Origin of the sequence: Pseudomonas sp. NFPP24 (assembly GCF_900112095.1) — a bacterium.
Classification (GTDB): Bacteria; Pseudomonadota; Gammaproteobacteria; order Pseudomonadales; family Pseudomonadaceae; genus Aquipseudomonas; species Aquipseudomonas extremorientalis.
In genome coordinates this window covers 759139-780729 of the sequence record NZ_FOKD01000001.1, presented here as the reverse complement: position 1 = coordinate 780729, position 21591 = coordinate 759139, and the positions used below count along the sequence as shown (strand labels likewise).

Below are 21591 nucleotides of genomic sequence, written 5' to 3'. Positions count from 1 at the left end.
AACCGAGGCGCGCATTCTACAGCAGCCTCATTTGCTGTCAAGTGATTATTTTCAGAAGTTTTCGAAGATTTCTTCAACAACTTCAACCACTTGCGCTTCCGATCTCTCGTTAGCGGGAGGCGAATTCTACAGCGTTACACGCTGCTGTCAACACCTCTTTTTCTCCGCTTTCGACCGAGAAGATCGAAACGTTAATAGAGCCAGACAACACTGCCCTATCAACTGCTTCTGGGCTTCGATGAACTGAAGCAAGTCGCTGTCGAATTCTGCGTAACTCTTTGTTTACCAAGGAGTTTTCCGTTTCGACTGCGCCGGAAGTGGGGCGAATTATAGACAGATAAAATTCGCCGTCAACACTTAATTTCAGGTTTATTCGGATTTTAGCGTAATGCGCGCAAATGCCTTCTTCCCCGCCTGGCAAACGTGGGTAGCGCCCAGCTCGTATATAAAGGTGCGATCCACAACCTCACCATCTATACGCACCCCACCCGAACCCAGAAGGTCGCGCGCAACCGCCGAGTTCTTAACCAGGCCAGCCTTATTAAGCACGGCAGCAATCGGCATCGCCTCGGCAACAGACAGCTCGATCTCCGGCAAATCATCAGGCAACTCGCCATCCTTCATGCGATTACCCGCAGCACGGTGAGCACTGGCCGCAGCCTCCTCACCATGGAAACGCGCAACAATCTCTTCCGCCAGCTTAATCTTCACGTCACGTGGATTAGCGCCTGCCTCTACATCAGCACGCAGCGCATTGATTTCGTCCATCGACCGGAAGCTCAGCAACTCGAAGTAACGCCACATCAAAGCATCAGGAATCGAAACCAGCTTGCCGTACATAACGCCCGGCGCCTCCTGGATACCGACATAGTTCCCCAGGGACTTGGACATCTTCTTGACGCCATCCAACCCTTCCAACAACGGCATGGTCAGGATGCACTGGGCTTCCTGCCCATACGCACGCTGGAGCTCACGCCCCATCAACAGGTTGAACTTCTGATCAGTGCCGCCCAGCTCAACGTCCGCACGCAACGCTACCGAGTCATAGCCCTGAACCAACGGGTAGAGGAACTCGTGAATGGCGATCGGCTGATTGGTGGAGTAGCGCTTGTCGAAATCATCACGCTCAAGCATGCGCGCGACAGTGTACTGAGAGGTCAAGCGAATGAAGTCCGCCGGCCCCATCTGATCCATCCAAGTAGAGTTGAACGCCACTTCGGTCTTGGCTGGATCGAGTATCTTGAATACCTGAGTCTTGTAGGTCTCGGCATTATCGAGCACCTGCTCACGGGTCAGCGGCGGACGTGTGGCGCTCTTGCCGCTCGGATCACCGATCATTCCGGTGAAGTCACCTATAAGGAAGATGACCTGGTGCCCCAACTCCTGGAACTGGCGCAGCTTATTAATAAGCACCGTATGCCCCAGGTGCAGATCCGGCGCAGTCGGATCAAAGCCAGCCTTAATACGCAGGGGCTGACCACGCTTGAGCTTTTCGATCAGCTCAGCTTCGACCAACAGTTCTTCCGCACCACGTTTTATCAGCGCTAGCTGCTCTTCAACCGACTTCATAACAGACCCGCAAGGCTCAGATTCAAAAGGGAACCAACCATACAAGATCAGGGACTAATTACAAGTTTTGCCCTGCGAACGGACACCGTTCAGCAAGCCCAGCGTTCGCGAGCTTGCGCCACAGATGATTTGGTTATATTTTATACAGTTATTTCATCTTCATCATGTCATTCATCTTTTCCATTTCATCTTCAAAGTCAAAATTACCTATGACCACTGAACCGTCTAAAGCGCCGCCGCTTTACCCGAAGACCCACCTGCTCGCCGCAAGTGGTATCGCCGCCCTTCTCAGCCTGGCACTCCTGGTATTCCCTTCCAGTGACGTAGAAGCCAAACGAACATCCCTGAGCCTTGACCTGGAAAGTCCAGTTGAACAACTGACACAAGATCAAGACGCTTCCGACGCGCAACAAGCCACAAATACGACCACCGAATCACCGTTCGCCCAGATAGAAAACAACCCCGAAGACACCCAACAAGCAGCCCAGAGTACAGCTGCGCCTGCTGCCGACACGGCCAAAAACCCTCAGCACCGCGAAGTGATCGTGGCCAAGGGCGACACCCTGTCGACTCTATTCGAGAAGGTCGGCCTCCCCGCCGCTACCGTTAATGAAGTGCTGGCGAGCGACAAACAAGCCAAGCAGTTCACCCAGCTCAAGCACGGCCAGAAGCTCGAATTCGAGTTCGCCCCCGATGGCCAACTGAACAACCTGCACAGCAATGTCAGCGACCTCGAAAGCATTACCCTGACAAAGGGCGCCAAAGGCTTTGCCTTCAATCGGATCACTACCAAGCCGGTCATGCGCTCGGCCTATGTACACGGGGTGATCAACAGCTCCCTGTCACAGTCGGCGGCCCGGGCAGGCCTGTCCCACAGCATGACCATGGACATGGCCAGCGTGTTCGGCTACGACATCGACTTCGCCCAGGACATTCGCCAGGGCGACGAATTCGACGTGATCTACGAGCAGAAAGTCGCCAACGGCAAAGTCGTGGGCACCGGCAACATTCTCTCCGCACGCTTCACCAACCGCGGCAAGACCTACACCGCCGTGCGCTACACCAACAAACAAGGTAACAGCAGCTACTACACTGCCGATGGCAATAGCATGCGCAAGGCCTTCATCCGCACCCCAGTGGACTTCGCTCGTATTAGCTCGCGTTTCTCCATGGGTCGCAAGCATCCAATTCTGAACAAAATCCGCGCCCATAAAGGCGTCGACTACGCCGCCCCGCGTGGCACGCCGATCAAGGCAGCCGGCGACGGTAAAGTCCTGCTGGCAGGACGTCGTGGCGGCTATGGCAATACCGTGATCATCCAGCACGGCAATACCTACCGCACCCTGTATGGCCACATGCAAGGCTTTGCCAAGGGCGTGCAAACCGGCGGCACAGTGAAACAAGGCCAGGTGATCGGCTATATCGGTACTACCGGCCTGTCCACCGGCCCACACTTGCATTATGAGTTCCAGGTCAATGGCGTTCACGTCGACCCACTGGGCCAGAAGCTGCCCATGGCCGACCCGATCGCCAAGGCCGAGCGTGCCCGTTTCATGCAACAGAGCCAGCCGTTGATGGCGCGCATGGACCAAGAACGCTCCACCCTGCTGGCTTCGGCGAAGCGTTAAGTATGGCGCTCTATATTGGTGTGATGTCCGGGACCAGCCTTGATGGCCTGGACATCGCCTTGATCGAGCAGTCCCCGGCGATCAAGCTGATCGCTACACACTACATTCCCATGCCCGACACCCTGCGCACTGAGCTGCTTGCTCTTTGCGCCAGCGGGGCAGATGAGATCGCTCGCTCAGCCATCGCCCAGCAGAACTGGGTGAAGCTTGCCGCTCAAGGTATTCACGCTTTACTCGACCAACAAAACCTCAAGCCCCAGGACATTCGCGCAATTGGCAGCCATGGCCAGACCATCCGCCATGAACCCGCACGGGGCTTTACCGTACAGATCGGCAACCCGGCCTTGCTCACCGAGCTTACAGGCATCACCGTGGTCAGCGATTTCCGTAGCCGCGACGTCGCCGCCGGCGGTCAGGGCGCCCCGCTGGTCCCTGCGTTCCATGAAGCGCTATTTGGCGAGCACAGCGGTAACCGTGCCGTATTGAATGTGGGAGGTTTCAGCAACCTCAGCCTGATTGAGACCGGCAAACCTGTAGCCGGCTTCGACTGCGGCCCAGGCAATGTCCTGCTGGATGCATGGATTCACCAGCAACGCGGTGAACACTTTGATCGTGATGGCCAGTGGGCGGCCAGCGGCAAGGTCGAGCCAGCTCTACTCAACGCCCTGCTCAGCGACCCTTTCTTCGTGACCACGGGCCCCAAGAGCACCGGCCGCGAAGTGTTCAATCTGGAATGGCTGCACCAACACCTGGGTCGCTTACCAACATTCGAGCCTCAGGATGTTCAGGCCACGCTACTTGAGCTGACCGCCCTGACCATCATCGAATCCCTGCAGGCCGCCCAGCCCCAGACCGAAACACTGCTGGTGTGTGGCGGCGGTGCCCACAACACCACGCTGATGAAGCGCCTGGCCGCCCTGCTACCATCGACTCAAGTCAGCAGCACCGCCACTTACGGAGTAGACCCCGACTGGGTCGAGGCCATGGCCTTCGCATGGCTGGCCCATTGCTGTCTCGAAGGCATCGCCGCCAACCGCCCAAGCGTCACCGGGGCACGAGGACTTCGGGTACTGGGCGCCATCTACCCGACCTAAAATCTGCGCACAGCAAAACGCCGCTTGGCCTATCACAGCCAAGCGGCGTTTTTGCATTCATTGCCGATCAGATCGAGAACGAAGACCCGCAACCACAGGTGGTGGTAGCGTTAGGGTTCTTGATCACGAAACGCGAACCCTCCAGGCCTTCCTGGTAATCCACCTCGGCACCGGCCAGGTATTGGAAGCTCATCGGGTCCACGACCAGGCTCACGCCCTCGCGCTCAACGATGGTGTCATCATCGGCCACATCTTCATCGAAGGTAAAACCGTACTGAAACCCTGAACAACCGCCGCCCGTAACGAATACGCGCAGCTTCAAGCGATCATTACCCTCTTCATCGACCAGGCTCTTCACCTTGTGCGCAGCACCGTGGGTGAATTGCAAAGCCGTGGGGGTGAAGGACTCAACGCTCATGCTGATAATCTCCCGGCGTAGCGCCGCCATATGCGTAATGGCGGGCATTATCCGCTTCTCCTAGAAAAGCGGTCAACTATTGTTACGGTATATCAATCTGCGCTGTCGCCATTAAAAACACAAAAGGCCCGATCAACGGGCCTTTTGCTTAACGACCAAACAGCCTTAAGGCAACATGCCCGCGTGGGACAGGCCCAACTTCTCATCCAGGCCAAACAGGATGTTCATATTCTGCACCGCCTGGCCGGACGCGCCCTTGACCAGATTATCGATCACCGACAACACCACGACCAGGTCGCCATCCTGCGGGCGGTGTACGGCAATCCGGCACACGTTGGCGCCGCGCACGCTACGGGTTTCCGGGTGGCTGCCGGCCGGCATCACATCGACGAACGGTTCGTTGGCATACCGCTTTTCGAACAGTGCCTGCAGGTCGACCGAGCGATCGGCCACAGTGGCGTACAACGTGGAGTGAATGCCGCGGATCATTGGGGTCAAGTGTGGGACGAAGGTCAGGCCTACGTCCTTCCCAGCCGCACGACGCAGCCCCTGGCGAATTTCCGGCAAGTGACGATGCCCTTTTACCGCATAGGCCTTCATGCTTTCCGACGTTTCGGAGTACAACGAACCGACCGCAGCACCACGCCCGGCACCGCTGACGCCCGACTTGCAGTCCGCGATCAAGCGCGAAGCGTCCGCCAGCCCTGCTTCCAGCAATGGCAGGAAGCCCAACTGTGTAGCCGTCGGATAACAACCCGGTACAGCAATCAGACGCGCTTGCTTGATCTGTTCACGATTGACTTCCGGCAGGCCATACACCGCCTCTTCCAATAGCTCCGGCGCGCCGTGCGGCTGGCCATACCATTTGGCCCACTCATCAGCGTCCTGCAGACGGAAGTCCGCCGACAGATCGATCACCTTGGTGCCTGCGGCCAGCAGCTCGCCGGCCAATGCATGGGCAACACCGTGCGGGGTTGCAAAGAACACCACGTCACACGCGCCCAGGGTCTTGATGTCCGGAACACTGAACGCCAGGCCGTCGTAGTGGCCTCGCAGATTCGGGTACATATCGGCCACGGCAAGACCGGCCTCGGATCGGGAGGTGATGACCACCACCTCAGCTTGCGGATGCTGAGCCAACAGACGCAGCAATTCGACACCGGTGTAACCCGTGCCGCCGACGATACCGACCTTGACCATAAACCTGCCCTCAACGAACCCACTGGAAAGCCGTCGATAATAGGGGTCGTATCGTCCTGCGACAACCGCCAACGTGACGTATGGGCGCATGAGCCACTACTATCCTCAGTTACCGTGAACCTGGGAATAACTAGAAATGCTCTATCTATGGGTCAAAGCCTTCCACATCGTCAGTATCGTCTGCTGGTTTGCCGGGCTGTTCTACCTGCCACGCCTGTTCGTCTACCACGCCCAAAGCGAGGACACCGTCAGCAAAGAGCGTTTCAGCGTCATGGAACGCAAGTTGTACCGCGGCATCATGGGGCCGGCGATGATCGCCACGCTGATTTTCGGCGGCTGGCTGATCTACCTGAACCCCAGCATCTTTCATTCAGGCGGGTGGATTCACGCCAAGCTGACCCTCGTCGTACTGCTCATTGGCTACCACCATATGTGCGGCGCGCAGGTAAAACGCTTCGCCCGTGGCGAAAATACCCGCAGCCATGTCTTTTATCGCTGGTTCAATGAAGTGCCCGTTCTGATATTGCTGGCTATCGTAATTTTGGTCGTGGTCAAACCGTTCTAACTTCAATTACTCGGGGTACCTCCAATGTCGCTGCCCGCTCTGCTTGAACAACGTTTGCGCCTGCCCGTCGTGGCGGCGCCGATGTTCCTGATTTCCAACCCACAACTGGTCCTGGCATGCTGCCGCAACGGAGTGGTCGGGAGCTTCCCGGCGCTCAACCAACGCGAAAGCAGCGGGTTCAAGGCCTGGCTGGAGGAAATCGAAGCGGGCTTGGCGCTGCTGGACAACCCCGCACCCTATGCCGTCAACCTGATCGTGCACAACAGCAACCCCCGCTTGGAGGCAGACCTGGCGATTTGCGTTGAACATAAAGTGCCCATCGTCATTACCAGCCTGGGGGCCGTCAAAGAGCTGGTGGACGCGGTACACAGCTACGGTGGCCTGGTGTTCCACGACGTCACCACCCGCCGCCATGCCGAGAAGGCTGCCGAGGCCGGTGTGGACGGCCTGATCGCCGTAGCCGCCGGCGCCGGTGGCCATGCCGGCACCTGGAGCCCATTCTCGCTGATTGCCGAGATCCGCCAGTTCTTCGACAAAACCCTGCTGCTGGCCGGCTGCCTCAACCACGGGCACGAGATTCTCGCCGCCCAACTGCTCGGTGCAGACCTGGCCTATTTCGGCACGCGCTTTATCGGCACTACTGAAAGCCAGGCACCGGATGCGTATAAAGAGATGCTGCTCACATCGCGCGCCGCCGACATCGTGCACACTCCCGCTGTCTCCGGCGTGCCCGCCAGCTTTATGCGCCAGAGCCTGGAAAACGCCGGTTTCGACCTCGCCGCCCTGCAAGGCAAAGGCGAGGTCAACTTCGGCTCCAAGCTCAAGCCGTTGAGCGACGAGGCCAAAGCCTGGAAGACTGTATGGTCTGCTGGCCAAGGCGTCGGTGAGATTGATGATTTGCCCAGCGTCGATGAACTCGTTGCGCGCCTGGATGCCGAATACCGCAAGGCACGCGAACAGGCGGCACAACTGCGCTGGCCACGTTGACCCAACTGCCAGGCCTGCTGATTAGACGGGCCTGCACTACCTCCCTGAACAAGTGACAAGGAAGCCCGCATGAGCGACAACCGTTTCAAGATTGTGTTTGATGGAGCCTTGCTCCCGGGTGTCGAAAGCACCACGGCCAAACTGAACCTGGCCGAGCTGTTCAAGAGCGAAGTCGAAGCCATCGAAAAGCTCTTTACCGGCCGCCCGGTTGCGCTCAAGCGCGACCTGTCTCGCCCGGATGCGGAAACCTACCTCACCGCGCTGAAAAACGCCGGTGTCGACGCGCGCATTGAGCCCGAACAGCCTGTGGCCTTCAGCCTGGCTGAAACTCACGAGACGGATTCCGGCCCTTCTGGTTTCGCGCGTCCGGATGCCTCGCCTTATGCGCCTCCCCGCGCGGCGGTGGGTGATGACTTGCCCGAGTACGCCACCCTCAAAGTCTTCACTATCCATGGGCGGATCGGCCGCCTGCGCTACCTGGCATGGACCCTGGTGTTGACCCTGGCGATGCTGGTTGCGGGTGGCATCATCAGCACCGTCAGCTTTGCCGTGGCTACCGCCTCACCGATTGCGGGCACCATCATCGGAGTACTGCTGGGTCTCGCGCTGTTTGTGGCGCTGGTATGGGTCAGTGTACAAATCGGCGTGCAACGCCTGCATGACCTGGGTTGGTCGGGCTGGTTGTACCTACTCAACCTGGTGCCATTGGTGAACAGTGTCTTCCCGATCCTGTTGCTGGTACTGCCGGGCAATGCAGGCGCCAACCAGTATGGTGCGCCACCGCCACGTAACTCCACCGCGGTAAAAGTCCTGGCCACGCTGTGGTTGGCGTTTATTCCAGTCATGCTTGCCATCGTGGTGACCTTGGGCATGAACGGTTACCTGGACCAGCTCGAAGCCAACGTGGACAGCAGCTACGAAAGCAGCTCCATCACCTCCGACGAAGACGCCGACCAGGCGGCAACCGTCGAAGAAGACGAAGCGCAGAGTGCTGACGAAGCGGGCGAACCTGTAGACTCTCCAGAACAGTAAAGAAACGCCCCCGGCCTGTGATGCCTCTGTCACAGGCGCGGCGGCGTTGCGATGGAGAAAGGCATGACCCGTTACGCTCTGATCACCGGCGCCTCCAGCGGCATCGGCCTGGCCCTGGCCGAAGCACTCGCCCGTCGCGGCCGCAGCTTGATTCTGGTGGCCCGCCAGCGTGATCAGTTGGAAAGCATTGCAATCGAATTGACCCAACGCTTTGGCGTCGAAGTGCTGTTCCGGGCCTGCGACCTTGGCGAGCCACTGCGCTTGTCCGGGTTCCTGCTGGAGCTTGAAGAAGGCGAGCGGCAGATCGACCTGCTGGTGAACTGCGCCGGCATCGGCACCAGCGGGCCGTTCCTGGCCCAGGACTGGATGACCGAACAGGACCTGATGGAGGTCAACATCCTGGCCCTGACCCGAATGTGCCACGCACTCGGCAATGCCATGGCGCTGCACGGCGGCGGACAGATTCTCAATGTGGCGTCCATCGCGGCATTCCAGCCCGGCCCGTGGATGAGCACTTATTACGCCAGCAAGGCCTATGTGCTGCATTTCTCCGAAGGCTTGCGCGAAGAACTGAAAACCTGCGGCATCAAGGTCTCGGTGCTCTGCCCCGGCCCGACACGCACCGCGTTCTTCGGCACCGCGCAGATGGACACCGCCAGGCTCGACCGCAGCCAACAGCTGATGAGCGCCGAAGAAGTGGCGCTCTACACCGTACGCGCACTGGAAAAGAACAAAGCCATCATCATCCCCGGCCGTCACAACCGCTGGATCGCCTTCAGCCCGCGTTTCAGCCCACGCTGGCTGACCCGCAAGATCGCCGGCGCTGTCAACAAGGCCTATTGCCCACGTTGACTGGCTGAGTACACTCACCTTGCACATTCATAATGGAGAAACAGCTGTGGATACTCTGTTCACCAAGATCATCAACAGAGAAATACCCGCGGATATCATCTACGAAGATGATCAAGTCCTGGCGTTCAAGGACATCTATCCGGCGGCGCCCGTGCATTTCCTGGTCATTCCCAAGAAACACATCCCCACGCTCAATGACCTGACTGAAGAAGATAAAGCCCTGGCCGGTCATATCCTGTTCACCGCCCAGCGCCTGGCTGTAGAACAAGGGTGTGAAGAAGGTTTCCGGGTGGTGATGAACTGCAACCCGAAAGGCGGGCAGACCGTTTATCACATCCATATGCACGTGCTGGGCCAGCGCCAGATGAACTGGCCGCCGGGCTGATCAGCCTTTCAGCAAAGGTCGCCGCCCAGGCTGCGACTCCATGCCCTTGACGCAACGCAAACGCTTGCCCCTCTCTTGCGGTAAACTGGCCGCCGAGATTCTTCCCGGAGGTCAGCATGACTACCCAACGTCACTACTCGCCGATTGACCGTCTGTTGCTGCAAGCCGACATGGCCATGCGTACGCTGCTGCCCTTCAGCGGCCAGCCGTATCGCCCCTCGCCCGCCATCGTGCAGCCCGACGCGCAGATGAGCGAGACCGAGACCCGTCACGTCGCCGGCTTGATGCGCATCAACCATACCGGCGAAGTCTGCGCCCAGGCGCTGTACCAGGGCCAGGCGCTGACCGCCAAGCTGCCGCAGGTGCGCGCAGCCATGGAGCATGCCGCCGAGGAAGAAATCGATCACCTGGCCTGGTGCGAGCAACGCATCCGCCAGCTGGGCAGTCACCCGAGCGTGTTGAACCCGCTGTTCTACGGTTTATCGTTTGGGATCGGCGCCGCGGCCGGCCTGATCAGCGACAAGATCAGCCTGGGTTTTGTCGCAGCGACTGAACATCAGGTGTGCAAACACCTGGACGAACATCTGGAACAACTGCCGGCCGAAGACGAAAAGTCCCGTGCCATTCTTGAGCAGATGCGCATTGATGAAGAACATCACGCAGAAAGCGCGCTGGATGCCGGTGGTTTTCGCTTCCCGGCGCCAGTGCGGTTTGGCATGAGCCTATTGGCCAAGGTCATGACTAAAAGCACGTACCGAATCTGAGCCAAAAGAAGGGCGCTATCACAGCGCCCTTTCTTTTTGCCCGCCGATTGAGCGATCAACCCAACTCAATTATCTCGTAATCATGGGTAATGGCCACCCCGGCCGCGCCCAGCATGATCGACGCCGAGCAATACTTCTCCGCCGACAGTTCGATAGCGCGCTTCACCTGCGCCTCTTTCAGCGCCCTGCCCTTTACCACGAAATGCATGTGGATTTTGGTGAATACCTTGGGGTCTTCGGTGGCACGCTCGGCCTCCAGGAAGGCTTCGCAGCTTTCCACGGCCTGGCGGGATTTCTTCAGGATGCTGACCACGTCGAAATTGCTGCAACCGCCTACGCCCAGCAGGAGCATTTCCATCGGGCGTACGCCCAGGTTACGGCCACCGGCTTCCGGCGGGCCATCCATGACCACCACATGGCCACTGCCCGACTCACCGAGGAACATGGCTTCGCCCGCCCATTGGATGCGTGCCTTCATCGCCCAGACTCCACTGCTAAAAAAGGGTCGCCAGCTTAGCACAGGGCCCGCCTGCGTCAGCGTTTGCAACAAAAGCGATCAAAAGCAGGCTTTGCGCGGAAAATTGGCTAATCGAGTCAGAATGTGTCTGTTAAGCTGACGCCAAATCGATGGCGTAATGCCACCCTTTATACAGCGCGTATCAATGCCGATACCCGATGAATACAACAACTCCAACTATTTAGCGCAGTCTTTTCGGGATACAACCATGGTTGCCCTTACTCCCATACCCAAAATCAAGAATCTCGACAAACTGTTGATGCATTGCCAGCGCCGCCGCTACCCGGCCAAGCACAACATCATCTGCGCCGGCGAACGCTCCGAAACCCTGTTCTTCATTATCAAAGGCTCGGTCACCATCCTGATCGAGGATGAAGACGGCCGCGAAATGATCATCGCCTACCTGAACACCGGGGATTTTTTTGGGGAGTTGGGGTTGTTCGAACAAGCCGGCAAGGAACAGGAACGCAGCGCCTGGGTGCGTGCCAAGGTCGAGTGCGAAGTGGCCGAGATCAGCTACGCCAAATTCCGCGAACTGGCCCAGCAAGATCCCGACATCCTTTATGTCCTCAGCGGCCAGATTGCGCAACGCCTGCGGGACACCACGCGCAAAGTCGGCGACCTGGCATTCTTCGACGTCACTGGCCGTGTAGCGCGCTGCCTGCTTGACCTGTGCAAGCAACCGGACGCCATGACCCACCCCGATGGCATGCAGATCAAGGTCACGCGCCAGGAAATCGGGCGCATTGTCGGCTGTTCACGGGAGATGGTCGGACGCGTACTCAAAGACCTGGAAGAACGCAACCTGGTGCACGTCAAAGGCAAGACGATGGTGGTGTTCGGTACCCGTTAAACCGGCAGGAAGCTGGCCAACATCTGGCGGTACAAGGTGTCCAGCCGGCTGATCGCATCGGGCGCCGGGAAGGCTTCGTGCAGGGCGATATGGCTGTCGGCACGCACCCGCTGTTCAAGACCGCAGGCTTCATTGAAGCGGTTGACCGCCGCGATCAGGTCTTCGCGATCGTTTTCCAGCAACAGTGCACCGTGCACCAGGCCCACCGGGCGCCCCCCGCTTTGACGCCAGCGCTGGGCAGTGCCAACCATTTTCCGGCCATTGAGATTGACGTTGTAGCGACCGTCGCAAAATGCGCCGTCGATCTCGCCGACAGACGCATCGCCGCCCAACTCGATCAGCAAGTCGCAGATCGGCTGACATAAACGCAGGTAACCGGTTTCGATACGATTCTGGTCGCCCTCACTGCGCGGCGGGGCGTAGACCAGGGCGATGTTGACTGTGGCACTCGACTGCGGCACCGGCTCACCGCCGGTTTCACGCAGCAGCACCGGCCAACCCGCATCGGCTGAAACCTGGCTGGCGGTTTCAAAGGCCGGCAAGCGGCTCAACCGACGCGGCATGACCAAAGCCTGATCGCTGGGTTGCCAGAACAACAACCCATACTCCCGCTCACCTGCGCAAACAGCCGCCAGCAGGTCTTGCTCGGCGGCAAGTCCTGCTTCGACGGTCATCGCCACCGGCTGCGTCATCATCAATCCAGCGTCGAACCGCTGACCGCCATGCCCCGCTCCGGGAAGAACAGGCGCTGCAATTCAGCCCCCGGGTTCTCGGCACGCATGAAGGTCTCGCCCACCAGGAACGAGTACACGCCACTGATCTCCATCAACTCCACATCGGCACGGTTGACGATGCCACTCTCGGTGATCACCAGACGGTCACGCGGAATCCGCGGCAGCAGGTCGAGGGTGTTTTCCAGGCTGACTTCGAAGGTGTGCAGGTTACGGTTATTGACCCCCACCAGCGGTGTGTCGAGGGTTTTCAAGGCGCGTTCCAGCTCATCGCCGTCATGCACTTCCACCAGCACGTCGAGGCCGACGCTTTTGGCGACGGCAGCCAACTCGGCCATCTTCACGTCATCCAGCGCGGAAACGATCAGCAGCACGCAGTCGGCGCCCAGGGCACGGGCTTCGACGATCTGATACGGGTCGACCATGAAGTCCTTGCGGATCACCGGCAACTTGCACGCGGCGCGGGCCTGCTGCAGGAACAGGTCGGAACCCTGGAAGTAGTCGATATCGGTCAGCACGGACAGGCAAGTCGCCCCTCCCTTCTCATAGCTGACGGCGATTTCCGATGGCACAAAGTGTTCGCGGATCACGCCTTTGCTCGGCGAGGCTTTCTTGACCTCGGCGATCACGGCCGGTTGCTTCTGCTTGGCCTGGGCGATCAGTGCATTGGCGAAACCGCGCGGTGCATCGGCGATCTTTGCCTGGGCTTCCAGCTCGGCCAGGCTCACGCGGGCGCGCCGCTCGGCAACTTCTTCAGCCTTGCGGGCCAGGATTTTTTCCAAAACGGTCGGCACACTCATCCTTCATTCTCCATCTTGAATACTGCGGTGAATGCTCCCAGCTCTTCGAGCTTCTCACGAGCCAGACCGGTGTGCAGCGCATCGTGGGCCAAGGCAACACCCTCCTTAAGACTATAGGCGTGGTCGGCTGCATAAAGTGCCGCGCCAGCATTCAAAACAATCATCTCGGCGGCTTTCTGACCGTTCTCGGTCTTGCGACGGCCCAAGGCATCACGAATCAGTTCCAGGGAGGCCGCCGGGCTTTCCACCGCCAGGCCGTGCAGGCTCTGGCTCTTCATGCCCAGGTCTTCCGGCTCGACCCAATACTCAGTGACCTGGTCATTTTTCAGCTCCGCCACGAAGGTCGGTGCCGCCAGGCTGAATTCGTCCAGGCCGTCCTTGGAATGCACCACCAGCACATGCTTGCTGCCCAGGCGTTGCAGTACTTCGGCCAATGGCCGGCACAGCGCCTGGCTGAACACACCCACGACCTGGTGTTTCACACCGGCCGGATTCGTAAGCGGGCCGAGCATGTTGAACAGGGTACGAAGGCCGAGATCCTTGCGCGGGCCGGCAGCATGCTTCATCGCACCGTGGTGGGATTGGGCAAACATGAACCCAATACCGACGTTGTCGATACAGCGCGCCACTTGGATCGGGGTCAGGTTCAGGTAGATCCCCGCCGCTTCCAGCAAGTCGGCGCTGCCACTCTTGCCGGAGACCGCGCGGTTACCGTGCTTGGCCACAGTACAACCCGCCGCCGCCACCACAAACGAAGAAGCCGTCGACACGTTGAAGATGTTCGCACCGTCACCGCCGGTGCCGACCACGTCGACCACACCATCAAGGGTCTTGAGCTCGACCTTGTCCGCCAGCTCGCGCATAACCGACACGGCGCCGACGATTTCGTCGATGCTTTCGCTTTTCATGCGCATGGCCATCATGAACGCGCCGATCTGCGCGTCGGTGCATTGACCGGTCATGATCTCGCGCATCACATCGCTCATTTCAGCGGTGCTCAGGTCCAGGTGGCCGACGATACGGCTCAGGGCAGTCTTGATATCCATGGAAAGTCCTTAGCGCGTGCCGCCGCTCTGCTTGAGAAAATTGGCGAACAGCTCGTAGCCCTGCTCGGTCAGGATCGATTCGGGGTGGAATTGCACCCCTTCGATATTCAGTGTCTTGTGGCGCAGGCCCATGATCTCGTCGACCGAGCCGTCCTCCAGTTGGGTCCAGGCGGTCAGTTCCAGGCAATCCGGAAGGGTTTCGCGCTTGACCACCAACGAATGGTAGCGGGTCACGGTCACCGGCAAGTTAAGCCCATGGAACACGCCCTGATCATGATGGAATACCGGACTGGTCTTGCCGTGCATCACCTGGCGTGCACGCACCACGTCACCGCCAAAGGCCTGGCCGATGGACTGGTGGCCCAGGCATACGCCCAGGATCGGCAGCTTGCCGGCGAAATACTGGATCGCCTCCAGGGAAATACCCGCCTCGGTCGGCGTGCACGGGCCTGGCGAAACCACGATGCGCTCCGGGTTCAGGGCGGCGATCTCGGCGACGGTCAGTTCGTCATTGCGCACTACCTTGACCTCGGCACCCAACTCGCCCAGGTACTGCACAACGTTGTAGGTAAAGGAATCGTAGTTATCAATCATCAGCAACATGGGGGAACCTCAGGAATTGGGGGTCTGTTCAGCCAGCGCAACGGCGCGGAACATCGCGCGGCGCTTGTTCAGGGTTTCTTCCCATTCGAGGGCCGGCACCGAGTCGGCGACAATCCCGCCACCGGCCTGCACGTGCAGCTCCCCGTCCTTGATCACGGCGGTGCGGATCGCAATGGCCGTGTCCATGTTGCCGTTCCAGGCGAAATAACCCACGGCACCGCCGTAGACCCCACGCTTGACCGGCTCCAGCTCGTCGATGATTTCCATCGCGCGGATCTTCGGCGCACCCGACAAGGTGCCCGCCGGCAGAATCGCGCGCAACGCATCCATCGCCGTCAGGCCAGCCTTCAGCTCGCCGGTAACGTTGGACACGATATGCATCACGTTGGAATAACGCTCGATCACCATCTTCTCGGTGAGCTTCACCGAACCGATTTCCGAGACACGCCCGGTGTCATTACGACCCAGGTCGATGAGCATCAAGTGCTCGGCGATTTCCTTGTCGTCGCTCAGCAGGTCTTCTTCCAGCGCCAGGTCAGCTTCTTCGGTTGCACCCCGTGGGCGCGTGCCGGCGATCGGGCGCACGGTGATCAGGTTGTCTTCGACGCGCACCAGCACTTCCGGCGAACTGCCCACCACGTGGAAGTCACCAAAGTTGAAGAAGTACATGTACGGCGTCGGGTTGAAGCAACGCAGCGCCCGGTACAGATCGATCGGCGCGGCCTTGAAGTCGATGGACATACGCTGCGACGGCACCACCTGCATGCAGTCGCCGGCGAGGATGTATTCCTTGATGGTATCGACGGCCCGCTCGTAGTCATCCTGGGTAAAGCTTGAACGAAAGATCGGGTCGGCCGCCGGCGGACGGCTGAGGTCCAGGCCGCGACGCGGGGTGATCGGCTGGCGCAGTTTTTCCAGCAGGGCTTCGAGGCTGGCCCGGCCTTGCTCGAACGCATCGGCCCGGGACGGGTCGGCCAGCACGATCGCGTGCATCTTGCCGGCGAGGTTGTCGAACACCACGACCGCATCGGAGACCATCAGCAGAATGTCCGGCACGCCCAACGGGTCCGGGTTCGGGCATTGGCCCAAACGTTTTTCCACATAACGCACGCAGTCATAACCGAAGTAACCCACCAGGCCGCCGTTGAAGCGCGGCAGGCCGGCAATGGTCGGCACGTTGTAGCGCGCCTTGAAGGCTTCGACGAACGCCAACGGGTCTTCGACATCATGGTGTTCGATCTCGACGCCATCATGGGTAATGCTCACATGATGGTCATGTACCCGCAGCACCGTGCGGCACGGCAGGCCGATGATCGAGTAACGCCCCCACTTCTCGCCGCCCTGTACGGACTCGAGCAGGTAGGAGTTAGGCTCATCGGCCAGTTTCAGGTAGATCGACAGCGGCGTGTCGAAGTCGGCCAGGGTTTCGCAGGCCAGGGGAATGCGGTTGTAGCCGGCAGCGGCCAAACGCAGGAATTCTTCGCGGGTCATGATATGCCTCGTGGCTTGAGGGTCTAACAGTCAGGTATGCAAACGTGCCGCAGGGCGCGGCCAGGAACAGTCAGGCGCGCCAACGCCAGCGGGCCAGGGCCTTGATGACTTTCATCCAGAGTTTGCGAGTGACCACCACGATGGAATTTCCAGAAGGGGACGGATCGGTGTCGGGCAACGTTATCTCAGCGCCCGCTCCCAAGCAACCGGGGATTAACAGGCGCAGGTCATCAATCACCATCGCCGGCGACTCTTCGGCGATCGGCCGACCATGGTTATAGCCGTAGCTGAGGGCCACGCACTGCACGCCCGCGGCCTTCGCCGCCTGCACATCACTGCGTGAATCGCCGACAAACAACGATTGCGAGGCCGGGATATTGGCCATTTTCATCACGAAAAACAGCGCCGCCGGGTCGGGCTTTTTCTGCGGCAGGGTGTCGCCACCGATGATCCATCGGAAATACCGACCGATTTTCATCTGGTCCAGCAGCGGCGCGACGAAGCGTTCCGGCTTGTTGGTGATCAGGGCCATTTCCACGCCCTGCTTGCTCAGCCATTTGAGGGTGTCACGTACGCCGGGGTAGACCACGGTCAGTTCATGGCCGTCTTCATAGGCGGCGTTGAACAGCTCCAGGGCGTGTTCAGCCTCGACGTCATCCACGCCTTCGGCATCGATATTATTAGCCAGGGCGCGGCGCACCAGCATCTGCGCACCGTTGCCGACCCACTCACGCACCGACTCGATCCCGGCCGGCTTGCGCCCCAGCTTGAGCAGCATCTCGTCCACCGCCGCTGCCAGGTCGGGTACCGAGTCGATCAAGGTACCGTCCAGATCGAACATCACCAGCCGTGGCAGTTTGCCGGGGAACAGCTGCTCAAAGCCGCTCATGGACGTGCCAGCGCCAGTTCGGCACGCATCTTGTCGATGACTTCCTGATAGTCCGGCGCGTTGAAGATCGCCGAGCCGGCCACGAAGGTGTCGGCGCCCGCTGCGGCGATTTCGCGGATGTTGTTGACGTTGACCCCGCCGTCGATCTCCAGGCGGATGTCGCGACCGGAAGCATCGATCAGCGCGCGAGCTTCACGCAGCTTGTTCAGGGTGCCCGGGATGAACTTCTGGCCGCCGAAGCCTGGGTTAACGCTCATCAGCAGGACCATGTCGACCTTGTCCATCACGTACTCAAGCACACTCAACGGCGTGGCCGGGTTGAACACCAGGCCCGCCTTGCAGCCGCCTTCGCGGATCAGTTGCAGGGTGCGGTCGACGTGCAGCGAGGCTTCCGGGTGGAAGGTGATGTAGGTCGCGCCGGCTTCCACGAAGTCGCCGATGATGCGATCCACCGGGCTGACCATCAGGTGCGCATCGATCGGCGCGGTGATGCCGTACTTGCGCAGCGCCGCACACACCATCGGGCCGATGGTCAGGTTGGGCACGTAGTGGTTGTCCATGACGTCGAAGTGCACGAAATCGGCACCGGCGGCCAACACCTTGTCCACTTCCTCACCCAGGCGGGCGAAATCGGCGGAGAGAATCGATGGAGCAATAACGAAGGGCTGCATGACGCACCTTTTTTGAGCTAAATCACGATGGCGCGCATTGTATACCTCATGCTTTGCCGCGCGCACCGTGACCTGGCTCAACGGCTAGTAAGCCGCCCGGTAGATTTTCTCGATATCGGCGGCGCTGAGCTTGCGCGGATTGTTACGCATCAGCCGCTCAATGCCTGCCGCCTCAACCGCCATCGCCGGGATCGCGTCCTCGGGCACGCCGAAACTGCGCAGGCCTGCCGGAATCTCGACGGCGGCACACAGTCGCGTCATCGCGTCCACTGCCTGATCGGCCGCATCGTTGACGCTCAAGCCGGTGACATTCACGCCCATGGCCTGTGCAATCTCCTGCATGCGCTCCACACAGGCCAATTTGTTCCAGTGCATCACATAGGGCAGCAACAGCGCGTTGCTCACCCCATGGGCAATGTTGAAACGCCCACCCAACGGGTACGCCAACGCATGCACCGCGCCGACCCCGGCGTTACCGAACGCCATGCCGGCCATCAGGCTGGCGGTGGCCATGTCGTCACGAGCCTGCAGGTTGGCCGGGTTGGCGTAGGCCTTGGGCAGCGCCTTGGCAATCAACTTGATCGCGCCGATGGCCAGCGCATCAGTGATCGGCGAGGCATTCAGCGACAAGTAGGACTCGATGGCATGCACCAGCGCATCCACACCACTGGCGGCGGTAACGCTGCGCGGGCAGGTGAGGGTCATTTGCGGGCTGATCAAGGCCACATCCGGCAGAAGGTAGTCGCTGACGATGCCTTTTTTCAGCTGTGCGGCCTTGTCGGAGAGGATCGCCACATTGGTCACCTCCGAACCGGTGCCGGCCGTGGTCGGGATGGCGATCAACGGCGGGCCCTTGCGCGGCACCTGGTCGACGCCAAAGAGGTCCGACAGCGCACCGTGGTAACCGGCATAGGCGGCTACGCTTTTGGCGATATCGATGGCGCTGCCGCCGCCCAGCCCGATCAGGCCGTCATGCCCGCCCTCGCGGTAAACGCGCATGCAGTCCTCGACGATGGCGATTTCCGGGTCGGGCAGTACGCGGTCGAAAATCTCGTAGGTGCGCTCGCCCAAGTGTTCGAGGGCCAGCGCCACGGTGCCGGACTTGACCAGCGCGGCGTCGGTGACGATCAGCGGGTTGTCCACATCCAGGCGGGTGAGTTCAAAGGCCAGTTGTTCGATGGCGCCAGCGCCGGTCAGCAGTTTGTGGGCGATCTTGAATGAGGAAGTACTCATGTGCGCGGCCTCTTATTAAGTGATGGGCTGGCACAAGAGTAGCTCGGAAACTTGGGTTGCCTAGCATTCAGAGGCTGAATGGTGATTTCCAACACAACACAAAACCATGTGGGAGAGGGCTTGCCCCCTCCCACACTTGAATCTCCAGCAGGCCGTTAGACTGCCGCGGTGCGCAGTTTCTCGCTACGCCCGCGCAGCCATTCCAGGGTCAGCAACAGCAATACCGAGAAGGCAATCAACAAGGTTGCCGCCGCCGCAATCGTCGGGCTGAGGTTCTCGCGGATGCCGCTGAACATCTGACGCGGCAGCGTCGCTTGCTCAGGGCCGGCGAGGAACAGCGTCACCACCACTTCATCGAACGACGTGGCGAAAGCAAACAGCGCCCCGGAAATCACCCCCGGCGCAATCAACGGCAAGGTCACTCGGCGAAAAGCCGTCAACGGCGAAGCCCCGAGGCTCGCCGCCGCCCGCACCAGGTTGTGGTTGAACCCCTGCAACGTGGCCGACACCGTGATGATCACAAACGGCACGCCCAGCACCGCATGCACCACGATCAACGAGAAGAAGCTGTTACCCAGTCCCAGCGGTGCAAAGAACAGGTAACTGGCCACACCGATAATCACCACCGGCACCACCATCGGTGAAATCACCAGTGCCATCACCAGCGCCTTGCCGGGGAAGTTGCCACGGGTCAGGCCGATGGCCGCCAGGGTGCCGAACACCATGGCCAGCACCGTGGCCGCCGGGGCGACGATGATGCTGTTCTTGAGTGCACGCATCCACTCGGCCGAGGCAAAGAAGTCCTGGTACCAGTGCAGCGAGAAGCCTTGCAACGGGTACACCAGGAAACTGCCGCTGTTGAACGACAGCGGAATGATCACCAGCACCGGCAGGATCAAGAACAACAGGATCAAGCCGCAGAGGATCCGCAAGCTGTAGAACCAGACCCGTTCAACGGGCGACATGTAAGGGCTCAGCATCGCAAGGTCTCCTCAGCTCAGGCGCAGGCGACTGGCGCCCACCAGCCGGTTGTAGATCAGGTACAGCACCACGGTGGCCAGCAGCAGCAAGCCACCCAGTGCCGTCGCCATGCCCCAGTTGATACTGGTGTTGGTGTAGAACGCCACGAAGTAGCTGACCATCTGATCGTTCGGGCTGCCCAGCAGCGCCGGGGTGATGTAGTAACCAATCGCCAGGATGAACACCAGCAGGCAACCGGCGCCGACGCCGGCATAGGTCTGCGGGAAGTACACGCGCCAGAAGCTGGTGAACGGGTGGCAACCCAGGGAAATCGCCGCACGCATGTAGGTGGGCGAGATGCCCTTCATCACGCTGTAGATCGGCAGGATCATGAATGGCAGCAGGATGTGCACCATCGAGATGTAGACCCCGGTGCGGTTGAACACCAGTTCCAAGGGTTTATCGATCAAGCCCATGCCCATCAAGGCGCTGTTGATCAGGCCGCCGGACTGCAGCAACACGATCCACGCCGCCACCCGCACCAGGATCGAGGTCCAGAACGGCAGCAACACCAGAATCATCAGCAAGTTACTCTTGCGTGCCGGCAGGTTGGCCAGCAGATAGGCCAGGGGATAGGCCAGCAGCAAGCAGATGGCAGTGATTACCAGGCCCATCCAGAAGGTACGGGCGAAGATGTCCAGGTAGATTGCCTGGTCAGGTGTGGCCGGCGCGATTTCGCCGAGGTCGTCGATGCGATGATCGACGGCCGCCAGGAGGTAGAACGGTGTCAGGCTGCTGGTGTTGCGCCGGATCGCCTGCCAGTACGCCGGGTCGCCCCAGCGTTCGTCGAGGTTTTCCAACGCTTCTTTATAAGAGCCGGGCGCTTCACTGAACGGCAGCGCCCGCGCGGTTTTGGTCAGCAGGCTACGGTAGCCGGCCAGTTCCATGTTCAAGCGTTTGGACAGATCGCCCAGGGTCTGGTTTTTGCGCGCTTCGCCCAGGTCCTCGCTGAGGGCCTGGTACACCGGTTCACCCGGCAAGCCACGGCCGTCCCAGGCCGTCACCGCGACCACGGTACGCGGCAAGCCGCCCACCACTTCCGGATTGCCGACGCTCTTGAACAGCAAAGCAACGATCGGCACCAGGAACACCAGCAACAAGAACAGCACCAGCGGCGCAATCAAGGCCTGGGCCTTCCAGCGATTTAGCCGCTCGGCACGCGCCAGGCGCTGCTTGAGGGTGGGGCTGTTGACCTCGTTCGAGGGAACGGCGATGGCCATGGCTGACTCCGGTAAGACTGAAA

General features: G+C 60.1%; 23 protein-coding genes. 9 read left to right on the top strand and 14 right to left on the bottom strand.

Annotated features, from left to right (window positions below; translation table 11 throughout):
• Window positions 1-369: 369 nt before the first annotated feature.
• Entirely contained in the window at window positions 370-1569 is a 1200-nt protein-coding gene (tyrS, locus tag BM026_RS03600) for a tyrosine--tRNA ligase (RefSeq protein WP_093527352.1), read from the bottom strand.
• 209 nt (window positions 1570-1778) lie between these two features.
• Here tyrS and BM026_RS03595 point away from each other — a divergent pair, with 209 nt between their 5' ends.
• Together BM026_RS03595 and BM026_RS03590 are read left to right on the top strand one after the other, a co-directional pair.
• Entirely contained in the window at window positions 1779-3197 is a 1419-nt protein-coding gene (locus tag BM026_RS03595) for a peptidoglycan DD-metalloendopeptidase family protein (RefSeq protein WP_093527350.1), read from the top strand.
• Window positions 3198-3199: 2 nt separating this feature from the next.
• A complete protein-coding gene (locus BM026_RS03590; RefSeq protein ID WP_092242359.1) occupies window positions 3200-4291 on the top strand; it encodes an anhydro-N-acetylmuramic acid kinase in 1092 nt (363 codons plus the stop codon).
• A 67-nt stretch (window positions 4292-4358) separates the two neighbouring features.
• Here the strand turns inward: BM026_RS03590 and erpA are convergent, their stop codons facing one another.
• The gene (gene erpA, locus BM026_RS03585) at window positions 4359-4709 is read right to left on the bottom strand and encodes an iron-sulfur cluster insertion protein ErpA (protein WP_003176443.1); all 351 of its coding nucleotides are present in this window, start codon (window positions 4707-4709) and stop codon (window positions 4359-4361) included.
• A 165-nt stretch (window positions 4710-4874) separates the two neighbouring features.
• A complete protein-coding gene (argC, locus tag BM026_RS03580; protein WP_042571476.1) occupies window positions 4875-5909 on the bottom strand; it encodes an N-acetyl-gamma-glutamyl-phosphate reductase in 1035 nt (344 codons plus the stop codon).
• 136 nt (window positions 5910-6045) lie between these two features.
• On the opposite strand from argC, the gene hemJ reads away from it, so the two are divergent.
• From hemJ to coq7, 6 genes are all read left to right on the top strand, one after another.
• Window positions 6046-6474 (top strand): protoporphyrinogen oxidase HemJ, encoded by a 429-nt coding sequence (hemJ, locus tag BM026_RS03575; protein ID WP_058424790.1) that lies wholly within the window; start codon window positions 6046-6048, stop codon window positions 6472-6474.
• 24 nt (window positions 6475-6498) lie between these two features.
• Complete coding sequence (locus tag BM026_RS03570) at window positions 6499-7461, top strand: NAD(P)H-dependent flavin oxidoreductase (RefSeq protein WP_093527348.1); 963 nt, start codon at window positions 6499-6501, stop codon at window positions 7459-7461.
• A gap of 69 nt (window positions 7462-7530) precedes the next feature.
• Window positions 7531-8493: a DUF805 domain-containing protein gene (locus BM026_RS03565; RefSeq protein WP_092242347.1), complete on the top strand. Its 963-nt coding sequence runs from the start codon at window positions 7531-7533 to the stop codon at window positions 8491-8493.
• Window positions 8494-8556: 63 nt separating this feature from the next.
• Window positions 8557-9345: an SDR family NAD(P)-dependent oxidoreductase gene (locus tag BM026_RS03560; protein ID WP_093527346.1), complete on the top strand. Its 789-nt coding sequence runs from the start codon at window positions 8557-8559 to the stop codon at window positions 9343-9345.
• 46 nt (window positions 9346-9391) lie between these two features.
• Window positions 9392-9730 carry a histidine triad nucleotide-binding protein gene (locus BM026_RS03555; protein WP_071490214.1) on the top strand — a complete coding sequence of 113 codons (339 nt, stop codon included), beginning with the start codon at window positions 9392-9394 and terminating at the stop codon, window positions 9728-9730.
• A 116-nt stretch (window positions 9731-9846) separates the two neighbouring features.
• Window positions 9847-10494: a 2-polyprenyl-3-methyl-6-methoxy-1,4-benzoquinone monooxygenase gene (gene coq7, locus BM026_RS03550; protein ID WP_093527344.1), complete on the top strand. Its 648-nt coding sequence runs from the start codon at window positions 9847-9849 to the stop codon at window positions 10492-10494.
• 55 nt (window positions 10495-10549) lie between these two features.
• Here coq7 and BM026_RS03545 read toward each other — a convergent pair whose 3' ends face one another.
• On the bottom strand, window positions 10550-10972 hold the full coding sequence (locus tag BM026_RS03545; protein ID WP_005792019.1) for an OsmC family protein: 423 nt from the start codon (window positions 10970-10972) through the stop codon (window positions 10550-10552).
• Window positions 10973-11219: 247 nt separating this feature from the next.
• On the opposite strand from BM026_RS03545, the gene crp reads away from it, so the two are divergent.
• The gene (gene crp / locus BM026_RS03540; protein ID WP_071490216.1) at window positions 11220-11864 is read left to right on the top strand and encodes a cAMP-activated global transcriptional regulator CRP; all 645 of its coding nucleotides are present in this window, start codon (window positions 11220-11222) and stop codon (window positions 11862-11864) included.
• On the opposite strand, the gene BM026_RS03535 is transcribed toward crp, so the two are convergent.
• From BM026_RS03535 to BM026_RS03490, 10 genes are all read right to left on the bottom strand, one after another.
• Window positions 11861-12559, bottom strand: a complete 699-nt coding sequence (locus BM026_RS03535) for a lipoate--protein ligase family protein (RefSeq protein WP_170856046.1) — start codon at window positions 12557-12559, stop codon at window positions 11861-11863. The two genes, crp and BM026_RS03535, sit on opposite strands and share 4 nt — an antisense overlap.
• Window positions 12559-13395 carry an indole-3-glycerol phosphate synthase TrpC gene (trpC, locus tag BM026_RS03530; RefSeq protein ID WP_071490218.1) on the bottom strand — a complete coding sequence of 279 codons (837 nt, stop codon included), beginning with the start codon at window positions 13393-13395 and terminating at the stop codon, window positions 12559-12561. The genes BM026_RS03535 and trpC overlap by 1 nt, the downstream gene beginning before the upstream one ends.
• A complete protein-coding gene (trpD, locus tag BM026_RS03525) occupies window positions 13392-14441 on the bottom strand; it encodes an anthranilate phosphoribosyltransferase (RefSeq protein ID WP_071490219.1) in 1050 nt (349 codons plus the stop codon). Before trpD ends, trpC begins: the two co-directional genes overlap by 4 nt.
• A gap of 9 nt (window positions 14442-14450) precedes the next feature.
• Window positions 14451-15044: an aminodeoxychorismate/anthranilate synthase component II gene (locus BM026_RS03520; protein ID WP_071490220.1), complete on the bottom strand. Its 594-nt coding sequence runs from the start codon at window positions 15042-15044 to the stop codon at window positions 14451-14453.
• A gap of 9 nt (window positions 15045-15053) precedes the next feature.
• Window positions 15054-16535 carry an anthranilate synthase component I gene (gene trpE, locus BM026_RS03515; RefSeq protein WP_093527342.1) on the bottom strand — a complete coding sequence of 494 codons (1482 nt, stop codon included), beginning with the start codon at window positions 16533-16535 and terminating at the stop codon, window positions 15054-15056.
• A gap of 70 nt (window positions 16536-16605) precedes the next feature.
• Window positions 16606-17424 (bottom strand): phosphoglycolate phosphatase, encoded by an 819-nt coding sequence (locus tag BM026_RS03510; RefSeq protein WP_093120876.1) that lies wholly within the window; start codon window positions 17422-17424, stop codon window positions 16606-16608.
• Window positions 17421-18095: a ribulose-phosphate 3-epimerase gene (gene rpe / locus BM026_RS03505; protein ID WP_071490223.1), complete on the bottom strand. Its 675-nt coding sequence runs from the start codon at window positions 18093-18095 to the stop codon at window positions 17421-17423. Before rpe ends, BM026_RS03510 begins: the two co-directional genes overlap by 4 nt.
• An 84-nt stretch (window positions 18096-18179) precedes the next feature.
• Window positions 18180-19328, bottom strand: a complete 1149-nt coding sequence (locus BM026_RS03500; protein WP_093514177.1) for an iron-containing alcohol dehydrogenase — start codon at window positions 19326-19328, stop codon at window positions 18180-18182.
• 155 nt (window positions 19329-19483) lie between these two features.
• On the bottom strand, window positions 19484-20308 hold the full coding sequence (locus tag BM026_RS03495; protein WP_015886162.1) for an ABC transporter permease: 825 nt from the start codon (window positions 20306-20308) through the stop codon (window positions 19484-19486).
• A 12-nt stretch (window positions 20309-20320) separates the two neighbouring features.
• The gene (locus BM026_RS03490; RefSeq protein ID WP_071490225.1) at window positions 20321-21568 is read right to left on the bottom strand and encodes an ABC transporter permease; all 1248 of its coding nucleotides are present in this window, start codon (window positions 21566-21568) and stop codon (window positions 20321-20323) included.
• Window positions 21569-21591: the final 23 nt, after the last annotated feature.

What these genes read in the sequence shown, in the direction of transcription:
- tyrS (WP_093527352.1), bottom strand. Translation starts at nt 1,569, where the DNA reads ATGAAGTCGGTTGAAGAGCAGCTAGCGCTGATAAAACGTGGTGCGGAA.
- BM026_RS03595 (WP_093527350.1), top strand. Translation starts at nt 1,779, where the DNA reads ATGACCACTGAACCGTCTAAAGCGCCGCCGCTTTACCCGAAGACCCAC.
- BM026_RS03590 (WP_092242359.1), top strand. Translation starts at nt 3,200, where the DNA reads ATGGCGCTCTATATTGGTGTGATGTCCGGGACCAGCCTTGATGGCCTG.
- erpA (WP_003176443.1), bottom strand. Translation starts at nt 4,709, where the DNA reads ATGAGCGTTGAGTCCTTCACCCCCACGGCTTTGCAATTCACCCACGGT.
- argC (WP_042571476.1), bottom strand. Translation starts at nt 5,909, where the DNA reads ATGGTCAAGGTCGGTATCGTCGGCGGCACGGGTTACACCGGTGTCGAA.
- hemJ (WP_058424790.1), top strand. Translation starts at nt 6,046, where the DNA reads ATGCTCTATCTATGGGTCAAAGCCTTCCACATCGTCAGTATCGTCTGC.
- BM026_RS03570 (WP_093527348.1), top strand. Translation starts at nt 6,499, where the DNA reads ATGTCGCTGCCCGCTCTGCTTGAACAACGTTTGCGCCTGCCCGTCGTG.
- BM026_RS03565 (WP_092242347.1), top strand. Translation starts at nt 7,531, where the DNA reads ATGAGCGACAACCGTTTCAAGATTGTGTTTGATGGAGCCTTGCTCCCG.
- BM026_RS03560 (WP_093527346.1), top strand. Translation starts at nt 8,557, where the DNA reads ATGACCCGTTACGCTCTGATCACCGGCGCCTCCAGCGGCATCGGCCTG.
- coq7 (WP_093527344.1), top strand. Translation starts at nt 9,847, where the DNA reads ATGACTACCCAACGTCACTACTCGCCGATTGACCGTCTGTTGCTGCAA.
- BM026_RS03545 (WP_005792019.1), bottom strand. Translation starts at nt 10,972, where the DNA reads ATGAAGGCACGCATCCAATGGGCGGGCGAAGCCATGTTCCTCGGTGAG.
- crp (WP_071490216.1), top strand. Translation starts at nt 11,220, where the DNA reads ATGGTTGCCCTTACTCCCATACCCAAAATCAAGAATCTCGACAAACTG.
- BM026_RS03535 (WP_170856046.1), bottom strand. Translation starts at nt 12,559, where the DNA reads ATGATGACGCAGCCGGTGGCGATGACCGTCGAAGCAGGACTTGCCGCC.
- trpC (WP_071490218.1), bottom strand. Translation starts at nt 13,395, where the DNA reads ATGAGTGTGCCGACCGTTTTGGAAAAAATCCTGGCCCGCAAGGCTGAA.
- trpD (WP_071490219.1), bottom strand. Translation starts at nt 14,441, where the DNA reads ATGGATATCAAGACTGCCCTGAGCCGTATCGTCGGCCACCTGGACCTG.
- BM026_RS03520 (WP_071490220.1), bottom strand. Translation starts at nt 15,044, where the DNA reads ATGTTGCTGATGATTGATAACTACGATTCCTTTACCTACAACGTTGTG.
- trpE (WP_093527342.1), bottom strand. Translation starts at nt 16,535, where the DNA reads ATGACCCGCGAAGAATTCCTGCGTTTGGCCGCTGCCGGCTACAACCGC.
- BM026_RS03510 (WP_093120876.1), bottom strand. Translation starts at nt 17,424, where the DNA reads ATGAGCGGCTTTGAGCAGCTGTTCCCCGGCAAACTGCCACGGCTGGTG.
- rpe (WP_071490223.1), bottom strand. Translation starts at nt 18,095, where the DNA reads ATGCAGCCCTTCGTTATTGCTCCATCGATTCTCTCCGCCGATTTCGCC.
- BM026_RS03500 (WP_093514177.1), bottom strand. Translation starts at nt 19,328, where the DNA reads ATGAGTACTTCCTCATTCAAGATCGCCCACAAACTGCTGACCGGCGCT.
- BM026_RS03495 (WP_015886162.1), bottom strand. Translation starts at nt 20,308, where the DNA reads ATGCTGAGCCCTTACATGTCGCCCGTTGAACGGGTCTGGTTCTACAGC.
- BM026_RS03490 (WP_071490225.1), bottom strand. Translation starts at nt 21,568, where the DNA reads ATGGCCATCGCCGTTCCCTCGAACGAGGTCAACAGCCCCACCCTCAAG.